At 74.8% G+C, this 20,544-nt stretch carries 18 protein-coding genes; 13 read left to right on the top strand and 5 right to left on the bottom strand.

Translation table 11 applies throughout. From position 1 onward, the window contains the following. Positions 1-135 precede the first annotated feature (135 nt). The 5 genes from ACSLIC_RS10980 (at position 136) to ACSLIC_RS10960 (ending at position 5,814) form a co-directional block, all read left to right on the top strand. Positions 136-1,077 (top strand): ArsR/SmtB family transcription factor, encoded by a 942-nt coding sequence (locus ACSLIC_RS10980; protein WP_436737489.1) that lies wholly within the window; start codon positions 136-138, stop codon positions 1,075-1,077. Positions 1,078-1,320: 243 nt separating this feature from the next. Further along, complete coding sequence (locus ACSLIC_RS10975; protein ID WP_436737488.1) at positions 1,321-1,497, top strand: hypothetical protein; 177 nt, start codon at positions 1,321-1,323, stop codon at positions 1,495-1,497. Next, positions 1,494-3,785 (top strand): TOMM precursor leader peptide-binding protein, encoded by a 2,292-nt coding sequence (locus ACSLIC_RS10970; protein ID WP_436737487.1) that lies wholly within the window; start codon positions 1,494-1,496, stop codon positions 3,783-3,785. The genes ACSLIC_RS10975 and ACSLIC_RS10970 overlap by 4 nt, the downstream gene beginning before the upstream one ends. Positions 3,786-3,897: 112 nt before the next feature. Beyond that, entirely contained in the window at positions 3,898-5,160 is a 1,263-nt protein-coding gene (locus tag ACSLIC_RS10965) for a sensor histidine kinase (RefSeq protein ID WP_436737486.1), read from the top strand. Between the two features lie 42 nt (positions 5,161-5,202). Continuing rightward, entirely contained in the window at positions 5,203-5,814 is a 612-nt protein-coding gene (locus ACSLIC_RS10960; protein WP_436740342.1) for a response regulator transcription factor, read from the top strand. Positions 5,815-5,837: 23 nt separating this feature from the next. Here ACSLIC_RS10960 and ACSLIC_RS10955 read toward each other — a convergent pair whose 3' ends face one another. The 3 genes from ACSLIC_RS10955 to ACSLIC_RS10945 all read right to left on the bottom strand — a co-directional run bounded on the left by ACSLIC_RS10955 (position 5,838) and on the right by ACSLIC_RS10945 (position 8,714). Next, a complete protein-coding gene (locus ACSLIC_RS10955; protein ID WP_436737485.1) occupies positions 5,838-6,479 on the bottom strand; it encodes an NADH oxidase in 642 nt (213 codons plus the stop codon). Between the two features lie 268 nt (positions 6,480-6,747). Further along, positions 6,748-8,199, bottom strand: a complete 1,452-nt coding sequence (locus tag ACSLIC_RS10950; RefSeq protein ID WP_436737484.1) for a PH domain-containing protein — start codon at positions 8,197-8,199, stop codon at positions 6,748-6,750. Beyond that, a complete protein-coding gene (locus ACSLIC_RS10945) occupies positions 8,196-8,714 on the bottom strand; it encodes a PH domain-containing protein (protein WP_436737483.1) in 519 nt (172 codons plus the stop codon). The genes ACSLIC_RS10950 and ACSLIC_RS10945 overlap by 4 nt, the downstream gene beginning before the upstream one ends. Positions 8,715-8,745: 31 nt before the next feature. Between ACSLIC_RS10945 and ACSLIC_RS10940 the strand changes: the two genes are divergently transcribed. Beyond that, the gene (locus ACSLIC_RS10940; protein WP_436737482.1) at positions 8,746-9,888 is read left to right on the top strand and encodes an NADH-quinone oxidoreductase subunit D; all 1,143 of its coding nucleotides are present in this window, start codon (positions 8,746-8,748) and stop codon (positions 9,886-9,888) included. A 107-nt stretch (positions 9,889-9,995) separates the two neighbouring features. On the opposite strand, the gene ACSLIC_RS10935 is transcribed toward ACSLIC_RS10940, so the two are convergent. Further along, the gene (locus ACSLIC_RS10935) at positions 9,996-11,045 is read right to left on the bottom strand and encodes an SAM-dependent methyltransferase (RefSeq protein WP_436737481.1); all 1,050 of its coding nucleotides are present in this window, start codon (positions 11,043-11,045) and stop codon (positions 9,996-9,998) included. 186 nt (positions 11,046-11,231) lie between these two features. On the opposite strand from ACSLIC_RS10935, the gene ACSLIC_RS10930 reads away from it, so the two are divergent. Both ACSLIC_RS10930 and ACSLIC_RS10925 read left to right on the top strand, forming a co-directional pair. Continuing rightward, entirely contained in the window at positions 11,232-12,437 is a 1,206-nt protein-coding gene (locus ACSLIC_RS10930) for a sensor histidine kinase (protein ID WP_436737480.1), read from the top strand. A 118-nt stretch (positions 12,438-12,555) separates the two neighbouring features. Then, positions 12,556-13,245 carry a response regulator gene (locus tag ACSLIC_RS10925; RefSeq protein ID WP_436737479.1) on the top strand — a complete coding sequence of 230 codons (690 nt, stop codon included), beginning with the start codon at positions 12,556-12,558 and terminating at the stop codon, positions 13,243-13,245. A gap of 14 nt (positions 13,246-13,259) precedes the next feature. Here ACSLIC_RS10925 and ACSLIC_RS10920 read toward each other — a convergent pair whose 3' ends face one another. After that, entirely contained in the window at positions 13,260-14,501 is a 1,242-nt protein-coding gene (locus ACSLIC_RS10920) for a threonine aldolase family protein (RefSeq protein WP_436737478.1), read from the bottom strand. Between the two features lie 259 nt (positions 14,502-14,760). Between ACSLIC_RS10920 and ACSLIC_RS10915 the strand changes: the two genes are divergently transcribed. From ACSLIC_RS10915 to ACSLIC_RS10895, 5 genes are read left to right on the top strand one after another with little or no spacing between them, the layout of a single operon-like run. Then, positions 14,761-15,741 (top strand): Rossmann-like and DUF2520 domain-containing protein, encoded by a 981-nt coding sequence (locus tag ACSLIC_RS10915; RefSeq protein ID WP_436737477.1) that lies wholly within the window; start codon positions 14,761-14,763, stop codon positions 15,739-15,741. Beyond that, on the top strand, positions 15,738-16,769 hold the full coding sequence (gene panC / locus ACSLIC_RS10910) for a pantoate--beta-alanine ligase (protein ID WP_436737476.1): 1,032 nt from the start codon (positions 15,738-15,740) through the stop codon (positions 16,767-16,769). The genes ACSLIC_RS10915 and panC overlap by 4 nt, the downstream gene beginning before the upstream one ends. Beyond that, complete coding sequence (locus ACSLIC_RS10905) at positions 16,766-18,544, top strand: L-aspartate oxidase (RefSeq protein WP_436737475.1); 1,779 nt, start codon at positions 16,766-16,768, stop codon at positions 18,542-18,544. The genes panC and ACSLIC_RS10905 overlap by 4 nt, the downstream gene beginning before the upstream one ends. A 2-nt stretch (positions 18,545-18,546) precedes the next feature. Continuing rightward, positions 18,547-19,566, top strand: a complete 1,020-nt coding sequence (nadC, locus tag ACSLIC_RS10900; RefSeq protein ID WP_436737474.1) for a carboxylating nicotinate-nucleotide diphosphorylase — start codon at positions 18,547-18,549, stop codon at positions 19,564-19,566. Continuing rightward, positions 19,566-20,363 carry a type III pantothenate kinase gene (locus tag ACSLIC_RS10895; protein ID WP_436737473.1) on the top strand — a complete coding sequence of 266 codons (798 nt, stop codon included), beginning with the start codon at positions 19,566-19,568 and terminating at the stop codon, positions 20,361-20,363. The genes nadC and ACSLIC_RS10895 overlap by 1 nt, the downstream gene beginning before the upstream one ends. Positions 20,364-20,544: the final 181 nt, after the last annotated feature.

Here is a 20,544-nt window from a genome sequence, read left to right as displayed (position 1 = left end):
ATCCGTGCGTACGGCACCCGCCCCCGGACACCGACCGGCCGGGCGGGCAGCGGAACAGCGCCTCCACCGCGACCCGGTGGAGGCGGTCCGGCCGGGTGCCCGCCGCGGGTCCACCACTCATCAACGGGGGAACACATGCAGAGGATTCACTTCTCCGCCGCGGACCTGGCCCGCATCCGCCTGCAGAGCACACTCGGGCCGGTCGCCGAGGGGATCTTCGCGCTGGGCGCGCTGGCGCACTCCCGCAACGCGGAGTACGCCCGATGGCGCGGCGAATCCCTGGCGAGGCTCCGCGACACGTACTCGCTCAACCGTCCGCTGCTCCCTCTGCTCCGCTCCCTGCGCGCCCCCGACGACCTGCTGTTCCTGCTCGACTCCTCCCCCCGGGCCGACGCCTCGGTGCTCTCCGCGCTCCGCCTGAGCCGTACCGAGGTGACCCGGCTGGCCGTGGACATGTGGCGGGCGGGCGGCGCTCCCTACTGGGACCGCGTCCTGGAACACCTCGACCACGAGTGCGCCGAACACGGCCGGATCGTGATGACCGGAGGCGTGGAACGCCTCCTCGCCACCCTCCACCCGAGGATCGTGTGGAACCCGCCGGTGCTGGAGATCCACGACGGCCCGGAGCGGGACCTCCACCTCAAGGGCCGCGGCCTCCTGCTGAGCCCCTCCACCTTCCTGCCGGGCATGGTGGGCCGCGCGCTGCACGCCGAACGCGACAGCGGCCAGCCCGCGCTGGTCTTCTCCGTGCCCTCCGACGTCTCCGCGCTGTTCGCCCCGGCCGACACCGCCGACGTGATCGGCGGCGAGGCCCTGCGGGCGCTGGTCGGCCAGACCAGGGCCGCCGCCCTGCGCGCGCTGACCAGCACCTGCACCACCAGCCAGCTCGCCGCCCGGCTCGGCGTCTCGCCGGGCAGCGCCAGCCAGCACGCCTCGATACTGCGCGAGTCGGGCCTCATCACCACCCGCCGGGTCCGCAACTGCGCGCTGCACTCGGTGACCCCGCTCGGCATGGCTCTCCTCGGGGGACGGCTGCGCACGCCGATGCCGCAGCTCGCCCCGAGCACGGCCGCCTGAACCGCGGGGCGTGCCGACGACCACCCTCCGGCCGCGCTCCACCACCTGCCGGCTGTTTCGGACTTCACCGGACCGAGGCGCCCACACCGTGAGATTTTCATGGCCGCTTGGTGACTCGCGGGGCTGTCCGCCGTTCACCGTGTTCGCACAGAATCGCTGCCACGGACCCCGACCCGGGGGCCTCGGGCAGGCGCCGGTACGACCTGGCGTGCGCACCCCACCGGACGAAAGGGAACCACCACCATGAGCTCTGCCACGATCTCCGCCCCGCGCTCCGACAGCGCGGTCCCCGCGGCCCGCACCCTGATCATCGAGGACCTGGAGACCCTGCCCGAGCACGGCACGGCGCTCTTCACCATCTGCATCGCCGCCTCCCCGGTCGCCCCGGGCCCGGCCACGCGCGAGCAGCCCCAGGCGTGAACGCCGCCGGGGGAAGCGGCCGCGAATCCGCCGGTGACCGAGGCGGACCGATCGGCTTCAAGAGCCATCTGCGGGCGACCGTGGTACCGGGCGAGGCGGCGTACCTCGTCTCGCAGCGCGGGGTGACCGCCCTGCGCGGCGCCCCGGCCGAGGTGCTGGTCCCGCTGCTCGACGGGACCCGCGACCAGGCCAGGGTGATCAGCGACGCCGCTCCGGCGCTGACACCCGAGGAGGCGGCCGGCTCGCTGCGCGCACTCGACGCGGCCGGCCTGCTCCGCGCGCGTACGCCCTGGACGGCCGACCCGGCCGCGGAGGCGTACTGGGACCTCGCCGGGCCCGACGCCCCCACCGCCCTGGCCGCGCTGGCCGGGGCGGCGGTCGCGCTCGTCCCGCTGGCCGGCACCGACCCGGCCGGGGCCGCCGAGGCGTGCCGTGCCTCGGGGCTGACGGTGGCCGACGCGCCGGAGGAGGCCGACCTCTCGCTCGTCCTGTGCGACGACTACCTCGATCCGGAACTCGCCGAGGTCGACGCCCGGCAGCGCGCCGCGGGCACCCCCTGGCTGCCGGTGCGGCTCGGTTCGGCCGACCTCTGGCTCGGGCCCGTCCTGCGCCCGCACGACGGGCCGTGCTGGCACTGCCTCGCCACCCGGCTGCGCGGCCACCGGTACGCCGAACGACCGCTCCAGCGGGCCCTCGGCGACCAGGGCCCGGTACGGCGCCCGCACGCCACGCTCCCGGCGGGCCGCGCCGTCGCCGTGCACCTGGCCGTGCTGGAGGCGGCCAAGTGGCTGGCAGGGGCGCGCGGCCCGGGCCACGACGGGGTGACGACCCTCGACACGCTGACGCTGGCCACCGCGACCCACCCGGCCACCCGGCTGCCGCAGTGCGCGGCCTGCGGCGACCCGGGGCTGACGGCCCGCCGGATCGAGGCGCCGTTCGTTCCCGCGTCACGCCCCAAGGCCGCCGGGGACCTCAACGGCCACCGGGCGCTGACCCCCGCGCGGATGCTGGAGCGGTACGGGCACCTGGTCGGCCCCGTCACCGGCGTCGTCAAGGAGATCCGGCGGGCGCCGGGCAGCCCGGACTTCATCAGCACGTACCTGTCCGGACAGAACCTCGCCATGCGCACCGGCACTCTCGCCGGTCTGCGGGCGGGGCTGCGCTCGCTCAGCGGCGGCAAGGGCCTCACCGACACCGAGGCACGGACCAGCGCGCTCTGCGAGGCCGTCGAGCGGTACAGCGGGACGCGGCAGGGCGACGAGCCGGTGGTGCGCGACACCTACCGCGCGCTCGGCGACGCCGCCGTCCACCCCAACGCCTGCCAGCTCTTCCACGAGCGGCAGTTCGCCGACCGCGACCGCTGGAACGGCGGCGGCTCCCAACTCCACCACGTGCCCCGCCGCTTCGACGAGGACCGCCCCACCGAGTGGACCCCGGTCTGGTCGCTGACCCACCAGACCCGGCGGCTGCTGCCGACCTCGCTGCTCTTCTTCGGCGAACAGGAGGCGCCCGACGGGCTGTGGGCCGACTCCAACGGCAACGCCGCCGGGAGCAGCCCGGAGGACGCCCTGGTCCAGGGCTTCCTGGAGCTGGTCGAGCGGGACGCCGTCGCGATCTGGTGGTACAACCGCACCCGCCATCGAGCCGTCGACCTCGACTCCTTCGACGAGCCGTACGTCGAGCGGCTGCGCGCCGGGTACCGGTCGGTGGGCCGCGAGGTGTGGGCACTGGACCTCACCGGCGACCTCGGCATCCCGGTGGTCGCGGCGCTCTCCCGGCGCACCGACAAGCCGGCCGAGGACATCGTCTTCGGCTTCGGTGCCCACTTCGACCCCCGGGTGGCGCTGCGCCGGGCGCTGACCGAGATGGGCCAACTGCTGCCCCTGGTGGGAGAGGTGACGGCGGACGGCCGCGGCTACCGTGTCACCGACCCCGAACCGCTGGACTGGTGGCGCCACGCGACCACCGCCAACCGTCCCTACGTACGCCCGCATCCGGCCCTCGCGGCGCGCACCGCGGACCACTGGTCGTACACCCCCGGCGATGATCTCCTGGACGACGTCCGCTCCATCACGGAACTGTTGCGATCGCGTGGACTCGAACTGCTCGTCCTGGACCAGACCAGGCCGGATCTGGAACTTCCGGTTGTAAAGGTCTTGGTGCCCGGACTGCGCCACTTCTGGCCCCGGTTCGCCCCCGGCCGACTCTACGACCTGCCGGTGGAGCTGGGCTTGCGGACCGACCGTTGCCGGCTGGAGGAGCTGAACCCCACGCCGCTCTTCGTCTGACTCCGGTGACGGCGCTCGCGCGCGGCCTCCCCACCAACCCGGCACAGCCTCCCCTCAGATCACTTACGCTCCTTGCGTAGCAAGGTGGTTCGACGGGGGAGGCTACGTACGGATGCGACGGGGCGATGGCAGACCACGAGGGGATTCCCGGACGACCGGGCACGCGGACCCGGAGGGCGGGGATGAGTCCGCGCCGGGCCCACGAGCCGACCTCCTGTACCTGCCGGCGCCGCGACTGGCCCGGATCATCCTGGTCGTGGTGCTGCTCGGCTATCTCAGCGTCACCGCGCTCAACCTCGCGAGCGCGCCGCACACCCGGTTATCGCTGGCCATGTCCTTCGTGTGCCAGACCGGTGTCTTCCTGCTCCAGATCGGCCACTCGCGCGCGCGGGCACGCCACGCGCCGCTGGGGCGGCGATGTGCCACCCTCGGCTGCCAGGCGGCGCTGACCTATGTGCCCCTGGTCTTCTTCCAGTCCCAGTGGGGCTCGATGGGCGGCTTCCTGGCCGGGTCGCTGCTGCTCCTGCTGCCGCCGCGCTGGGCCTGGCCCGCCTACGGCCTGGTCGGCGCCACCATGGCGCTCCCGCCGCTGCTGGAAGGGCTGCCGCTGCGGGACGCCTTCTACCTGGTGCAGTCCACCCTGCTGACCGGGCTGGTGGTCTACGGGCTCTCGCGCCTGGCGGAGCTGGTCAAGGCGCTGCACGACACACGGGTCGAACTGACGCGGATGGCGGTCACGCAGGAACGGTTGCGTTTCGCCCGCGACCTGCACGACCTGCTCGGCCACAGCCTCTCCGTGATCACGCTGAAGAGCGAGCTGATCCACCGGCTGGTGCCCAGCCACCCCGAGCGGGCGATGGAGGAGGTCGGCGAAGTCCTCGCCGTGTCCCGGAAATCGCTCGCCGACGTGCGCTCGGTCGCCGCCGGGCTGCGCGGGATGTCGCTGGAACAGGAGTTGTCGTCGGCCGAGTCGCTGCTGCGGTCGGCGGACGTCACCGTCCACACCGACATCCGCCTCGGCGAGATCGCCCCGCAGGTCGACACCGTGCTGGCCGCGGTCGCCCGCGAGGCCGTCACCAACCTGCTGCGCCACTCGCGCGCCGCCGTCTGTGCCATCACCGCGGTCCAGGAGGCCGACGTCGTCCGGCTGTCGATCTCCAACGACGGTGTCGACCCCGCCTACCGCAACGTCTCGCCGCACAGCGGCAGCGGCCTCGGCAACCTGGAGACGCGGCTGCGGGCCGTCTCCGGCCGCCTTTCCGTCTCCCGGGCGGGGGAGGAGACCTTCGCCCTCACCGCGGAGGCACCCGCGCAACCGCCCCGCGACGTACCCGGGCCCCTGGCCGAGGCGTACGTCCGGGACCACGTCGCCTGACCGCACCAGCCCCCCATGAACGAACCCGAGGAGTCGGCCGCCATGGCGATACGCATCCTGCTGGCCGAGGACATGCACATGGTCCGCGGCGCCCTGGTCGCCCTGCTGGACCTGGAGAACGACCTGGAGGTCGTCTGCGAGGTCGGCCGGGGCGACCAGATCCTGCCGAGCGCGCTCGAACACCGGCCGGACATCGCCATCATCGACATCGACCTCCCCGGCATCGACGGACTGACCGCCGCCGCCCGGCTGCGCGAGTCGCTGCCCGAGTGCCGGACGCTGATCCTGACCAACCTCGGCCGCCCCGGCACCCTGCGCCGCGCCCTCTCGGCCCACGTCTCCGGCTACCTGCTCAAGGACGCCCCGCCGCAGGAACTGGCCTCCGCCGTCCGCCGGGTGGTCGCCGGCCACCGGGTGATCGACCCGCAGCTCGCCCTCTCGGCATGGGACGGCGCGGACAGTCCGCTCACCGAGCGGGAGACGGAGGTGCTGCGGCTGGTGGCGCAGGGCTGGGAGCCCGGAGAGATCGCCAAGGAGCTGCACCTCTCCGCCGGGACCGTCCGCAACTACCTGACCACGGTCGTCTCCAAGCTCAACGCCCGCAACCGGGTGGACGCGATCAGGATCGCCCAGGCGTCCGACTGGCTGCTGTGAGGCCGGGCCCGCACCCGGAGCGGTCAGGGGCGAGCGGACGCCCGCGCGGCCGGGCCGAGGGCCGGCGCCGTCATCCCGGCGGCGGTCAGGTAGCCGATCACCCCCGGGGGTACCACCCGGGGTACCGGCAGCGTGTCGGCCGCGGCCTCCGGGGTGACCGGCCAGCCCAGCAGGGAGGCGACCAGCGCCGCTTCCGGCCGGTGCAGCAGGACCCGGTGCGAGGCCGCCGCCGAACGCAGCGCGAAACCGCCGCCCTCCGCGGTCAGCGAGACGCCGCCCGCCATCCGCACGGCCTGCCGGGGCGCCGGCCGCACCGGGGCGAACGGGGCGGGGCGGGACTGGGGGAAGGCGGAGAGCAGCGGCCCGCCCAGATCGTCGATGGCCAGGGTGCGCACCACCAAGTGGGAGATGTCCGACAGGAATCGGGACAGGGCGGGATCGCCGCCGTCGGCCGGAAGCGCCCCGTCCGGCGCGAGCCCGCCGGCGCGCCCCGGGTCGAGGTTGGCGAGGAGGACGGGACCGAGCTGCATCCGCCGCAGCGCCTCCCGCACCAGCGGCGAGACCTCGCCCACCCGGTCGACCCCGTCCGGCCCGGTCAGGACGATTCCCTCCCCGGAGGGGTCGTCCTCGACGCCGATTTCCTCCCTGAGGGACCAGAGATGCACCGTACTGTGCCCGTCCGCCTCTCTCACGCTGCCCCTCGGTCCGTTGCGTGTAGGTCTTGACTCGCCAGTATCACGGGTGCGTGCGGGCGCCGGGCAGCGAGGGAATCACCAATCAGACGTGCGGATTTCATGGCCGGGTCACTGCGCGCCGGGTTGCGCCGATCACGCACACGGCATATGCCGCGGCCCGAGAAGCTCTCCCGGGCCGACCCCTTGGGGCCATCGCGCCCCCTGCTCCGTGAAATCCCGGCACGGCCCCTGCCGCGCGCTATCCCGGCGCCGTACCTTCTGTTCCGGAGTCCGGGGCCGGGCCGGCCCCCGGACCGGTCATCCACCGGTCCGGCTGCGCCGTGCGGCGGCCGGTGCGCGAACGGTCGGCCTGCTCGCGCAGGAGCGCGGCGGCCTCGGCGGCGTCGCGGAGGTGGGCGGTGACCGTGCGGGAAGCCCCGGTGTCGACATGGACGTCGGCGACACCCCGGCGGCGCTGCCACGGCCCCTGCTCCAGGCGGACGCTCTGCACCTTGGCATGCGGGACGAGAGAGACGCTGCGGCGGAACAGGCCGTGCCGGGCGGCGAAGAGGTGGTCGGTGACCGCGAGGCCGTACCCGCGCCACCAGGCAGGGACACACCAGGCCGCGCGACCCGGCGGCCGGACGAACTCCCCGGGCACCTCCGCGCCCGCCAGGACCCGCCCGACGACCGCCCGCGCGGTCGGGCGGTCGGCCACCGGCAGCAGCACCTTGTTGTCGGACCCGGCGACGTCCAGCTCCACCCGCACCCAGCCGAGCCGCCGCCACAGCCACGGCTCGACGATCCGCACCGTCTGCACCCGGCCGGGCGGCACCGTCTCGTGCGCCCGGTCGAGCAGCCCGTGGTCCAGTCTGAGCCCGTCGGGAGACTCGCCGAGCGTCCAGTCGTACTCGCGGACGAACCGCCCCGCGCTCCTGGCGCCGGCGGCACCCAGCAGCGGAACACCGGCGGCCAGCACCGTCCACAGGTTGTGGGTGGCGAACCAGAGGAAGCCCGGCACCACCAGCGCGCCGATCAACGACAGCCAGGTGGTGGCCGTCAGCAACAGCGAGACGGCGAGCATGCGCGGCGCCACCCGCACCAGCCGCCGGACCGGCGCCTCCCCGACCTCGCCGGCCTCATCGGGGTCGAACCCGGCCGCGCGCGCCAGCAGTTCGGCCCGCAGCGCGCGTGCCTCCGCCTCACCCAGGTAGGCCAGTTCGTCCTTGCTGCTGGTCCCGATGACGTCCATCTTCAGCTTGGCCACGCCGAGGAACCGGGCGAGCAGCGGCCGCGTCACGTCGACCGCCTGCAACCGGTCGAGCCGGATGTGCGCGGTACGCCGGAACAGCACACCCGTCCGGATGCGCAACTCCGTGTCGGTGACCGAGAAGTGCGTCACCCACCAGGAGAGGAACCCGTACAGCGCGGCGGCGGGCAGCAGCACCCCGAGCCCCAGCAGCAAGGTCCCGGTGGCCAGATCACTGATGTGCCGGTACGCGCTGTTCGGGTCGTGCAGAGCCCACCCGGCGAGGAGCGCCACGGGCGCCCAGGCCCGGCGCAGCGGGGTGACGGGATGCAGTCGGCGTTCGGCGGGCGGGGCCGCCTCCGGCGGGTCGGGCGGGTCGGGCGGGTCGGGCGGGTCACCGGGGCCGGACGATCCGCCCGGGCCGGTGGCCTCGTCGGGTCCCGGCCCCGTCTCCTCGCTCACAGCCCGGCCGAGCGGGCCTCGCCCAGTTCGGTGAGGCGGTCGCGGAGACGTTCGGCCTCGGCCGGATGCAGACCGGGGATGCGCGCGTCGGTCGCGGCGGCCGCCGTGTGCAGCTGTACCCCGGCCAGCCCGAACCGGCGCTCCAGCGGCCCCGAGGTCACCTCCACCAGCTGCATCCTGCCGTACGGCACCACCGTCTCCTCGTGCCAGAGCACGCCCCGGCTGATCAGCAGGTCGTCGGCGCGCTCGGCGTACCGCCACGAGCGCCAGTTCCGGGCCAGCAGGGGCCATCCCCACGGCAGGACCGAGAGGGGGACCAGGGCGAACAGGGCCCAGCCGGGGCCGACCAGGACGCCGAGCGTCACCCCGGCCACCAGCGCGAGCCCCACCGACCAGACCACCAGCAGCAGTCGGCGCATCACCAGCAGGCCGGGTGGCAGCGCGGTCCAGACGGGGGCGCCGGACGGGCCTTCGCGCCCCGTACCGCCCGCCGCCGTCCCGCTCCCCGTCTCCATGCCCCCAGCTTAGATGCGAGAGACTGGGCCCATGACGGAGACGATGATCGGCATCGGCGGCGGCGCGGAGAGCACCGACATGGTGCTCAACATCGGGCCCCAGCACCCCTCCACCCACGGTGTCCTCAGACTGCGCATCGTGCTCGACGGGGAGCAGGTCGTCTCGGCCGAACCGGTCGTCGGCTACATGCACCGGGGCGCCGAGAAACTCTTCGAGGCACGTGACTACCGGCAGATCATCATGCTCGCCAACCGCCACGACTGGCTGTCGGCCTTCTCCAACGAACTGGGCGTGGTCCTCGCCGTCGAGCGGATGCTCGGCATGGAGGTGCCCGAGCGCGCCGTCTGGCTGCGGACGCTGCTCGCCGAGCTGAACCGGGTGCTGAACCACCTGATGTTCCTCGGTTCGTACCCCCTCGAACTCGGCGGCATCACGCCGATGTTCCACGCCTTCACCGAGCGCGAGGAGCTCCAGGCCGTCATGGAGGAGCTCTCCGGCGGCCGGATGCACTACATGTTCAACCGGGTCGGCGGCCTCAAGGAGGACCTGCCGGCAGGCTGGCCCGAGCGGGCCCGCGCCGCCGTGGCCGCGGTCCGCGCCCGTATGGACGTCTTCGACCGGCTCGTCCTCGGCAACGAGATCTTCCGCGGCCGCACCCGGGGCATCGGCGTCCTCAGCCAGGAGCACGTCCACGCCTACGGAGTCAGCGGCCCCATCGCCCGCGCCTCCGGCGTCGACCTCGACCTCCGCCGCGACGAGCCCTACCTCGCCTACGGAGACCTCGCCGACGTCCTCAAGGTCGTCACCCGGGACGAGGGCGACTGCCTGGCCCGCTTCGAGTGCCTGCTGGAGCAGACCTACCACTCCCTCGACCTCGCCGACGCCTGCCTCGACCGGTACGCCGAGCTGCCACCGGGCCCCGTCAACCAGCGGCTGCCGAAGGTGCTCAAGGCCCCCGAGGGCCACACCTACGCCTGGACCGAGAACCCGCTCGGCATCAACGGCTACTACCTGGTCAGCAAGGGGGAGAAGACTCCCCACCGGCTCAAGCTCCGCTCCGCCTCCTACAACAACATCCAGGCGCTGACCGTGCTGCTGCCGGGCACCCTCGTCTCCGACATGGTCTCCATCCTGGGCTCGCTCTTCTTCGTGGTCGGGGACATCGACAAGTAGGCCGAACACGGCGCGGAGCCGGCGCCGGGCCCGCGCGCACCAGCGGACCGACCACTCCCGCACCGCCCGCGCGGTCCGCTGCGCCCGCCCCGGACACCCGAGCCGCCTCATCCGCCCCCGCCTTCCGGTCCGGGGCCGAGCGGCGGCAGCGGGACGCCGACCGGGCACAGCAGCCAGCCGAAGTCGCCGAGACCGCCCCGCGCCGTCAGCTCGGCCGCCTCGCCGGCGCCGCTCAACGCCCGGACGTACGCGGCGGGATCGGTGGAGGCCAGCGCGAGCGGCGGGCGCCCGCCCCGGACGCCGAGGCCGTGCAGGGCCTGGCGCTGGGTGAGCAGGACAGGCCCTTGACCCGGCGCCCCCGCGCGGGTCGCGGCGAACGCCGCCGCGCAGGCGTCCAGGGCCACGTGCGCCGTCAGGTCGCAGGAACCGTCCGGCACCGGACGCGTCTCGCGCCCTTCCCGGAAGCCGGTCAGCGTCCCGAACGGCGGCCGGGCCGCGCGCTCATGGGCGTAGTCCACCGCCACGGCCAGGCCGCGCCGCACCGTCCCGGCGGCCTCGGCCCAGGCGGCGTCGCGCGGCGCCCCGATCTCCGCGCGTGACCCCGGCGCGGCCCCCGCCAACGGCCACCACCGCTCCAGCCACGCACTCTCCCCGGCCGACGGCCTGGCGCCCAGGCGTTCCGTGCCGTCCGGCGCGACCTCCACCAGCCGTACCGTGCCGTCCGGCGCGACCTCGGCGACCTCGGCCGGAACGTTGTCCAACCACTCGTTGGCGAAGAGCAGCCCCGTCACCCCGCCGGGCGGAGCGGCCCGCCACGCGATACGCGGGTCCAGTCCCGGCGGCCGGCCCACGGCCCGCTCCACCGCGTACACCGTGGTCCGCCCGGCCAGCTCGGGCGGGAGCGCGCGGAGCACACCGGCGGACAGTTCGCCCCGGCCCGCGCCCATGTCGACGAAGGCCAGGTCGGGCGGTCCGCCGAGCGAACGGTCGACCGCGCCGAGCAGCCGGGCCACCGCCCGCGCGAACAGCGCCGAGGCGTGCACCGAGGTACGGAAGTGCCCGGCCGGACCGGCCTCACCCGTGTAGAACCCGCCCGCCCCGTACAGCGCCTCTTCCGCCGCCGTCCGCCATCCGCGCCACTCGCCCTCGCTCGTCATCCGGCCAAGGCTAGGGCCCGCCCCGCACCCCGGTCGCGGTTCCGCTCCGGGCCCGGGAGGCCGGGGCGTGCGGGGTGGCCGGAGGGCGTGTGCGGCGGGCATCCACCTAGGGGAGTACGCGTGGCGGACAGGGATCGGCCCTCCGGTTGACCCGGGCGCTTCGGCGACCTGCCTACGCTGGGTCACGTGCAGCGTCTCTACGATCTCATCCGCCGACACCCCACGTGGGTCGACTGCTTCTGGGCCGTCGTCCTGCTCGGTGTCAGCTTGATGGAGCTGCTGCCGGGCGACCCGGGCCACCCCCGGCGGATCGCACTGCTCCCGCACGCCGTGGTCACCGGCGCCTTCTGCGTGGTGCTCGCGCTGCGCCGGAAGGCGCCGGAGCGGATGCTGCTCCTCGCCGTCGCGGGGGGCGTGGCCCAGCTGGTCCTGGACGTACCGGTGATCCCGGCCGACTTCGCGATGCTGGTGGTCATCCACACCGCCGCGGCCCACGGGGCCAAGTGGTCCTCGCGGCTGGCGCTCGTCGGCGGCATCCTCGCGGCGCCGCTCGCCCAGGCCCGCTGGCCGCTGGAGAGCGGGGGGACGGCCGCCCGGCTCTTCTGGGCGGCCATGATGACGGTGCCGTTCGTCCTCGCCTGGGTGCTGGGCGACTCGCTGCGCACCCGCCGGGCCTACTTCGCGCAGTTGGAGGAGCGGGCCGACCGGCTGGAGCGGGAACGCGAGGCACAGGCCAAGATCGTCGTCGCGGCCGAACGGGCGCGCATCGCCCGGGAACTGCACGACGTGGTCGCCCACAACGTCTCCGTCATGGTGGTCCAGGCCGATGGCGCCGCGTACGTCATCGACGCCGCCCCCGACCAGGCCAGGACCGCTCTGGAGACCATCTCCGCCACCGGCCGCCAGGCGCTCGCCGAGATGCGCCGGCTGCTCGGTGTGCTGCGCAGCGACGGCCAGCCCGACACCGGCGAGTACGTGCCGCAGCCCGACGCCGACCAGCTCGGCGAGCTGGTCGAGCAGGTGCGCGCCGCCGGGCTCGCCGTCGACTACCGCGTCGAGGGCTCCCCGCGCCCCCTGCCCAGCGGCGTCGGCCTCACCGCCTACCGCATCGTCCAGGAAGCCCTGACCAACACCCGCAAGCACGCCGGGCCCGACGTGGGTGCCAGCGTCCGGCTCGTCTACTTCGACGACGGCGTCGGCGTCCTGGTCGAGGACGACGGTGCCGGAGCCCCCCGCGAGCTGTACGGGGAGGGTGGCGCCGACGGCCAGGGCCAGGGGCTGATCGGGATGCGCGAACGCGTCGGCATGGTCGGCGGCACGCTGGACGCGGGCCCGCGCCCGGGCGGGGGCTTCCGCATCAGCGTCCTGCTCCCGCTCAAACCGGCGGGGTGACATCCTCGACGTACCGCCCCGGCAGGCGGCCCGCGCCCGGCGGTCCGGGCCCGAGAAGACGCCACCCCAGCCACCCCAGCAGTAGGCAGTACCCGGACAGGACAGGGAAGGGATTCGCATGGTGCCGATCCGCGTGATGCTCGTCGACGACCAGACGCTTCTGCGCACCGGCTTTCGCATGGTGCTCTCGGCCCAGCCCGACATGGAGGTGGTCGCGGAGGCGGGCGACGGCGCCGAGGCGATCGAGGTGCTGCGGTCGACCGCCGTCGACGTGGTGCTGATGGACGTGCGGATGCCGCGCCTGGACGGGGTGGAGGCCACCCGGCGGATCTGCGCCGCCGAGAACCCGCCGAAGGTGCTGATCCTGACCACCTTCGACCTGGACGAGTACGCCTTCACCGGCCTCAGGGCCGGCGCCAGCGGGTTCATGCTCAAGGACGTTCCTCCCTCCGAACTACTCACCGCGATCCGTTCCGTGCACAGCGGGGACGCCGTGGTCGCGCCGTCGACCACGCGCCGCCTCCTCGACCGGTTCGCGCCGATGCTCCCCGACGCGGCCGCCGCCCCCCGGCCCGCCGGACTGGACCGGCTCACCGGACGGGAGCGCGAGGTGATGGTCCTCGTCGCCCAGGGCCTCTCCAACGGCGAGATCGCCGCCCACCTCGTCCTCTCCGAGGCCACCGTCAAGACCCACGTGGGCCGCATCCTCACCAAGCTCGGCCTGCGCGACCGCGTCCAGGTCGTCGTCCTCGCCTACGAGACGGGCCTGGTCCGCGCCGGCTCCGGGGGGCCCGCCGGCAGCCGCTGAGGCGGCGGCCCGGCTCACCCCGCCGCTGCCGAGACCCGCCGGGCGAACACCTCCGCGGCCTCGGCGACCTCCTCCCGCGTCCACGCCAGCCCCGGCCCCGCCACCGTCACCTCGGCCATCGAGACCCCCGGCGCGTCCCCCGGCATCCAGCGGCGGAACAGGGCCGTACCCGTCTCCTCGGCCAACTCCGTGACGGCCGCGTCCAGCGCCTCGGCCTCGTACGGCAGCCAGACCTGGAACTGGTGGGTGTGGACCGGCTGCGGATGGAGCCGGAACCACGGAACCCCCGCAGCGGTGAAGCCGGTGCCGATCGCCTCGGCGACCTCCTTGGCCTTCGCCACGTACGAGGGGAGCAGCGGCAGGACCGTCTCCAGGCCGTGCAGTGCGGCGAGGGCGCTGGGGAACTGCTGGAAGACCTGGCCCCCGTAGCGGTGACGCCACGTCCTGGCCTCCTCCACCAGCGCGGCCGGGCCCGCCAGGGCGGCGCCGCCGATGCCCTCCAGCGACTTGTAGAAGGAGACGTAGACGGTGTCGGCGAGGGCGGCGATCTCCGGAAGGGTGCGGCCGAAGTGCGTGGTGCACTCCCAGAGCCGGGCGCCGTCCAGGTGGACCACCGCGTCCCGCTCCCGGGCGGCGGCCACCACCTCCGTCAGCTCCTCCCAGGTGGGCAGGACGAAACCGGCGTCCCGCAGGGGCAGCTCCAGCATCAGCGTGCCGAACGGCTCGGGGAACTCCCGCACCTCGGCGGCGGTCGGCAGCCGCCGCGCCCACGTCGGGTGGACCGTGCGCAGCCGGCTCACCGCGCCGAGCGCGCCGCCCTCGTGCACCTCGGGATGGGCCAGCGGGTGGAGCGCCACCGTGCTGTTCCCCGAGCGCCCCGCCCAGCACCGCAGGGCGACCTGCTGCGCCATCGTCCCGGTGGGGAAGAAGGCGGCGGCCTCGGTGCCGAGCAGGTCTGCCACCCGGTCCTCCAGGGCTTCGACCACGCCGTTGCCGTAGGTGTCCACGGGCTCCGCCAGGTCGTAGACGGCGGCGGCCTGCGCCGGGAGCGCGGCCAGCCGCTCCTGGAGGGTGGTGTCCATGCTGTGGCGGGCGAGGACGCGTTCCGCGCTCCGCAGGGCGGCCGCGCGCCGGGCGTGCGCCTCGCCCTCGCCAGGGGCCTCGTCCGGCCCTCTTCCTCCCGGGCCCGGCGTCTGCTGCCCGGTGTGCTCCACCGGGTCCGTCACCGTCTGCGGATTCCGCTCGTTCTCGTTCATGCCCCGATGATGTCCCAGCCGTCGGCGGGCGTGACCGGCGTTGCGGGAACGCGTACGGAAGGGCTCGGCCCGGTCCGCCGGTCCGGTGCCCGACACTCCGGCGCGGCCTGCGGAAAGATCAAGCGGAAGGACCCAATCCGCCAGTCGTACGAATATGCACAGCCTGTGGACAACCCCGGTCCCGGCCCGGATGGACCGCGTTAGCATGACGGAAATCGTCCGGTACCCCCAGCGGACTGGAACGGAAGGCCCCAGCCGAGTGAACACACCCTCCCTCCCCGACCCGCACGACCGCCCCGCCCGCCTCACCGTCGGCGTGGTCGGCGCGGGCCGCGTCGGCCCCGCCCTGGCGGCAGCGCTCCAGCTCGCCGGGCACCGGCCCGTCGCCGTCTCCGGGGTCTCCGACGCCTCCCGGCGGCGCGCCGACGCGCTGCTGCCGGGCGTCCCCCTGGTCAGCCCCGCCGAGGTGCTGGCCGCCGCCGACCTCGTCCTCCTCACCGTCCCCGACGACGCCCTCCCCGGCCTGGTCGAAGGAGTTGCCGCCACCGGCGCCGTCCGCCCGGGCCAACTGCTGGTGCACACCTCGGGCCGGTACGGCGTCGGCGTGCTCGACCCCGCCCGCCGGGCCGGGGCGCTGCCGCTCGCCCTGCACCCGGCCATGACCTTCACCGGCACCCCGGTCGACGTGCAGCGCCTGGCCGGCTGCTCCTTCGGCGTCACCGCCCCGGACGAGCTGCGGCTCGCCGCCGAGGCCCTGGTCATCGAGATGGGCGGCGAGCCGGAGTGGATCGCCGAGGAGGCCCGTCCCCTCTACCACGCGGCCCTCGCGCTCGGCGCCAACCACCTGGTCACCCTGGTCGCCGAGGCGATGGAGCTGCTGAGCGAGGCCGGCGTCGGCGCCCCCGACCGGATGCTCGGCCCCCTCCTAGGCGCCGCCCTCGACAACGCCCTGCGCTCCGGCGGCGCCGCCCTCACCGGCCCGGTCGCCCGAGGCGACGCCGGTACGGTCGCGGCCCACGTCGAGCAGTTGCGCGCGCACGCGCCGCGCGCCGTTCCCGGGTACCTCGCGATGGCCCGCGCCACCGCCGACCGCGCCCTCGACCAGGGCCTGCTCAAGCCCGACCTCGCAGCCGCCCTCCTCGCCGTACTCGCCGAGGACTCCGTACCCCGCCAGGCCCCCGGCGGCGACCACCCCGACGAGCGCCCCGACGGCGAAGACCAGGACGGAACGGACCGATGACCGACCCCACCCCCACCCCCACCCCGCAGGCCGCCACCCTCGTGCGCACCGCCGCCGAGCTGCACGCGGCGCCGCGCCCCGGGCGGCGGGCCGTGGTGATGACGATGGGCGCGCTCCACCAGGGCCACGCCCAGCTCATCCGCACCGCCCGCGAGCTGGCGGGCCCCACCGGGCAGGTCGTCGTCACCGTCTTCGTCAACCCGCTCCAGTTCGGCGCGGGCGAGGACCTCGACCAGTACCCGCGCACCCTCGACGCCGACCTGGAGACCGCCCGCGAGGCCGGCGCCGACCTGGTCTTCGCACCCCGTGCCGACGAGGTCTACCCGGGCGGCGAACCGCAGGTCAGGATCACCGCCGGGCCGCTCGGCGGGCTCCTCGAAGGGGCCACCCGGCCCGGCCACTTCGACGGCATGCTCACCGTCGTCGCCAAGTTCCTCCACCTCACCCGGCCCGACCTCGCCCTCTACGGCCAGAAGGACGCCCAGCAGCTCGCGCTGATCCGGCGGATGGTCGAGGACCTCGACTTCGGCGTCGAGATCGTCGCCGTCCCCACCGTCCGCGAGGACGACGGCCTGGCCCGCTCCAGCCGCAACCGCTTCCTCTCCCCGGCCGAGCGCCGCACCGCCCTCGCCCTCTCCCGCGCCCTGTTCGCCGGCCGCGACCGCCTCGGCGCCCAGGAGGCACTGCGCGAGCGCGCCACCGCCGCCCCCGGCGACGCCGCCCGCGCCGAGGGCCTCGACGCCCTCGGCGAGTCGCGGCTCGCCGCCGACGCCCACGCCGTGGCCCACGCCCGGCTCCCGGGCCCGGCCGCCGTCCGCGAATCCGCCCGTGCCGTCCTGGAGGACGCGGCCCGCGCCGAGCCGCCGCTCGTCCTCGACTACCTCGCCCTCATCGACCCGGCCACCTTCGCCGAGATCACCGACGATCACGAGGGAGAGGCCCTTCTCGCCGTCGCGGCCAAGGTCGGCACCACCCGCCTCATCGACAACCTCCCCCTCCGCTTCGCCCCGCACGGAGCCGCCTCGTGACAACCGGCCAGCCCCCGGGACGGACCGCCCCCCGCACGGCGATACGCCTGCCCGCGCCCGCTCCGGGCTGGGCCGAGCCCGCCGACGTCGTGGTGGTCGGCAGCGGCGTCGCCGGGCTGACCGCCGCCCTGCGCTGCGCGGCGGCCGGACTGCGTACGGTCGTCGTCACCAAGGCGCGGCTGGACGACGGGTCGACGCGGTGGGCGCAGGGCGGGGTCGCCGCCGCGCTCGGCGAGGGCGACACCCCCGAGCAGCACCTCGACGACACCCTCGTCGCCGGGGCCGGACTCTGCGACGAGGACGCCGTCCGGCTGCTGGTCACGGAGGGGCCGGACGCGGTGCGCCGTCTCATCGGCACCGGCGCCGTCTTCGACACCGCCGACGCGGCGGGCACCCTCGCGCTCACCCGCGAGGGCGGCCACCACCGGCGCCGGATCGCCCACGCGGGCGGCGACGCGACCGGCGCGGAGATCTCCCGCGCCCTGGTCGCGGCCGTGCGCGCCCGCGCCATCCGCACCGTGGAGAACGCCCTCGTCCTCGACCTGCTCACCGACGCCGAGGGCCGCACCGCCGGCGTCACCCTGCACGTCATGGGTGAGGGGCGGCGCGACGGCGTCGGCGCCGTCCACGCCCCCGCTGTGGTCCTCGCGACCGGCGGCATGGGCCAGATCTTCTCCGCCACCACCAACCCGGCCGTCTCCACCGGCGACGGCGTGGCGCTCGCGCTGCGTGCCGGAGCCGAGGTCTGCGACCTGGAGTTCGTCCAGTTCCACCCGACCGTCCTCTTCCTCGGTGCCGACGCAGAGGGCCAGCAGCCGCTGGTCTCCGAGGCGGTCCGGGGCGAGGGCGCGCACCTGGTCGACGCCGACGGCGCGCGCTTCATGGCGGGGCAGCACGAGCTGGCCGAGCTGGCCCCGCGCGACATCGTCGCCAAGGCGATCACCCGCCGGATGCAGGAGCAGGACGCCGAGCACATGTACCTCGACGCCCGCCACTTCGGCGCCGAGATGTGGGCCGAACGCTTCCCGACCATCCTCGCCGCCTGCCGCGCCCACGGGATCGACCCGGTCACCGAGCCGATCCCGGTCGCCCCCGCCGCCCACTACGCCTCCGGCGGCATCCGCACCGACCGCTCGGGCCGCACCACCATCCCCGGCCTCTACGCCTGCGGCGAGACCGCCTGCACCGGCGTCCACGGCGCCAACCGGCTCGCCTCCAACTCCCTCCTGGAGGGCCTGGTCTACGCGGAGCGCATCGCCGACGCCATCGTGGCGGCCCACCCGGCGGACGCGCCCGTACCGGCAGAGCCCGCCCGGGCCGAGACGATCCCGCTGCTCGCCCCCGAGCAGCGGGTCGCCCTCCAGCGGACCATGACGCGCGGCGCCGGAGTGCTCCGCTGCGAAGCCTCCCTGGCCGCGGCGGCCGAAGCCCTGTCGGCGCTCCGCGCGCAGGCCGGGGAGACGGCGGCCGAAGCGGCCCCCGCCGAGGCCAGGCCCGCCGAGCCGGGCGTCGGGAGCTGGGAGACGACCAACCTCCTCGTCGTCGCCCGGGTCCTCGTCGACTCCGCCCGCCGTCGCACCGAGACCCGCGGCTGCCACTGGCGCGAGGACCACCCGGACCGCGACGACACCCGCTGGCGCCGCCATCTCGTCACCCGGCTGAACCAGGACCGTACGCTCAGCATGCACACCACCGGCGGGCCCGGCCTCCCGGCCACCGCCCCGGCCGCGCGCACCCCCTTCCATCCGGACCACACCCTCCCCCAGGAGCCCTGACCGTGAGCAGCACCCCCGACCTCCCCCTCCACCGGATCGGCGCCCAGGACGAGGGCGGCGGCTGCGGTGACTCCTGCGGCTGCGGACACTTTGCCGAGGAGAGCGAGCTGACCCTCGACCCGGCGCTGGCCGCCTTCTTCACCGCCGCCGGCATCGACCCGTTCGACGTCGAGCAGGTCGCCCTGCTGGCGCTCGCCGAGGACCTCGCCGACGGTGAGGACGTCACGACCGTCGCCACCATCCCCGAGACCGCGGTCGCCGTCGCCGACTTCACCGCGCGGGAGAACGGCACGGTCGCCGGGCTCCGGGTCGCGGAGGCGGTCCTGTCGATCGTGGCCACCGAGGAGTTCGAGGTGGAGCGGCACGCCGAGGACGGCGACCGGATCATCGCCGGCGAGCCGCTGCTGACCGTCACCGCGCGCACCCGCGACCTGCTCACCGCCGAGCGCAGCGCCCTCAACATCCTCTGCCGCCTCTCCGGCATCGCCACCGCCACCCGCGCCTGGGCCGACGCCCTGGGGGGCACCAGGGCCAAGGTGCGCGACACCCGCAAGACCACCCCCGGCCTGCGCGCCCTGGAGAAGTACGCGGTCCGCTGCGGCGGCGGCGTCAACCACCGCATGTCCCTCTCCGACGCAGCCCTGGTCAAGGACAACCACGTGGTGGCGGCCGGAGGCGTCGCCGCCGCCTTCCGCGCGGTCCGCGAGCGGTTCCCCGAGGTACCCGTCGAGGTCGAGGTCGACACCCTGCACCAGCTCCGCGAGGTGGTGGACGCCGGCGCCGACCTGATCCTGCTGGACAACTTCACCACCCTGGAGACCGAGGAGGCCGTCGCCCTGGTCGACGGCCGCGCCCTGCTGGAGTCCTCCGGCCGCCTCACCCTGGAGAACGCCCGCGCCTACGCCGAGACCGGCGTCGACTACCTCGCGGTGGGCGCCCTCACCCACTCCGCGCCCATCCTCGACATCGGCCTGGACCTGCGCCGGACCCGCCTGACCGCCGTCGAGGGAGCGGGCGCCTGATGCTGCTCACCATCGACGTCGGCAACACCCACACCGTCCTCGGCCTCTTCGACGCCGACGAGATCGTCGAGCACTGGCGGATCTCCACCGACCCGCGCCGCACCGCCGACGAACTGGCCGTCCTCCTCCAGGGCCTGATGGGCACCCACCCGCTGCTCGGCGAGGAACTGGGCGACGGCATCGAGGGCATCGCCATCTGCTCCACCGTCCCCTCGGTCCTGCACGAGCTGCGCGAGGTGACCCGGCGGTACTACGGCGACGTGCCCGCCGTGCTGGTCGAGCCCGGCATCAAGACCGGCGTGCCGATCCTCATGGACAACCCGAAGGAGGTCGGCGCCGACCGCATCATCAACGCGGCCGCCGCCATCGAGCTCTTCGGCGGTCCCGCGATCGTGGTCGACTTCGGCACCGCCACCACCTTCGACGCCGTCTCCGCCCGCGGCGAGTACGTCGGCGGAGTCATCGCCCCCGGCATCGAGATCTCGGTGGAGGCGCTCGGCGCGAAGGGCGCCCAGCTCCGCAAGTTCGAGGTGGCCAGGCCCCGCAGTGTGATCGGCAAGAACACCGTGGAGGCGATGCAGTCCGGCATCATCTACGGCTTCGCCGGCCAGGTCGACGGCGTGGTCGCCCGGATGTCCCGCGAGCTGACCGACCACCCCGAGGACGTCACGGTCATCGCCACCGGCGGCCTCGCCCCGCTGGTCCTCAAGGAGTCCACCGTCATCGACGAGCACGAGCCCTGGCTCACCCTGATGGGCCTCCGCCTGGTCTACGAGCGGAACCGCCCCCGCCTCTGACCGCACGGCGCACCACGCTTCCGCGCCGCCCCGGCCCCCGTCCGCCCGCCCTTCCGGCTCAGCGACGGGGGCCGTTCGGTGGGCCCCGACGTGCGAGAACGCGCCACCCCCATTTACGGTAAGCGGATTTTGTCTGGTTTGTGCGTATCGTCGGCCCATGCCCACGCCATACGGATTCCGC

The sequence above is a fragment of the Streptomyces sp. BBFR102 genome, assembly GCF_051397025.1.
GTDB lineage: Bacteria > Actinomycetota > Actinomycetes > Streptomycetales > Streptomycetaceae > Streptomyces.
This window is presented reverse-complemented; position numbering and strand designations above follow the sequence as displayed.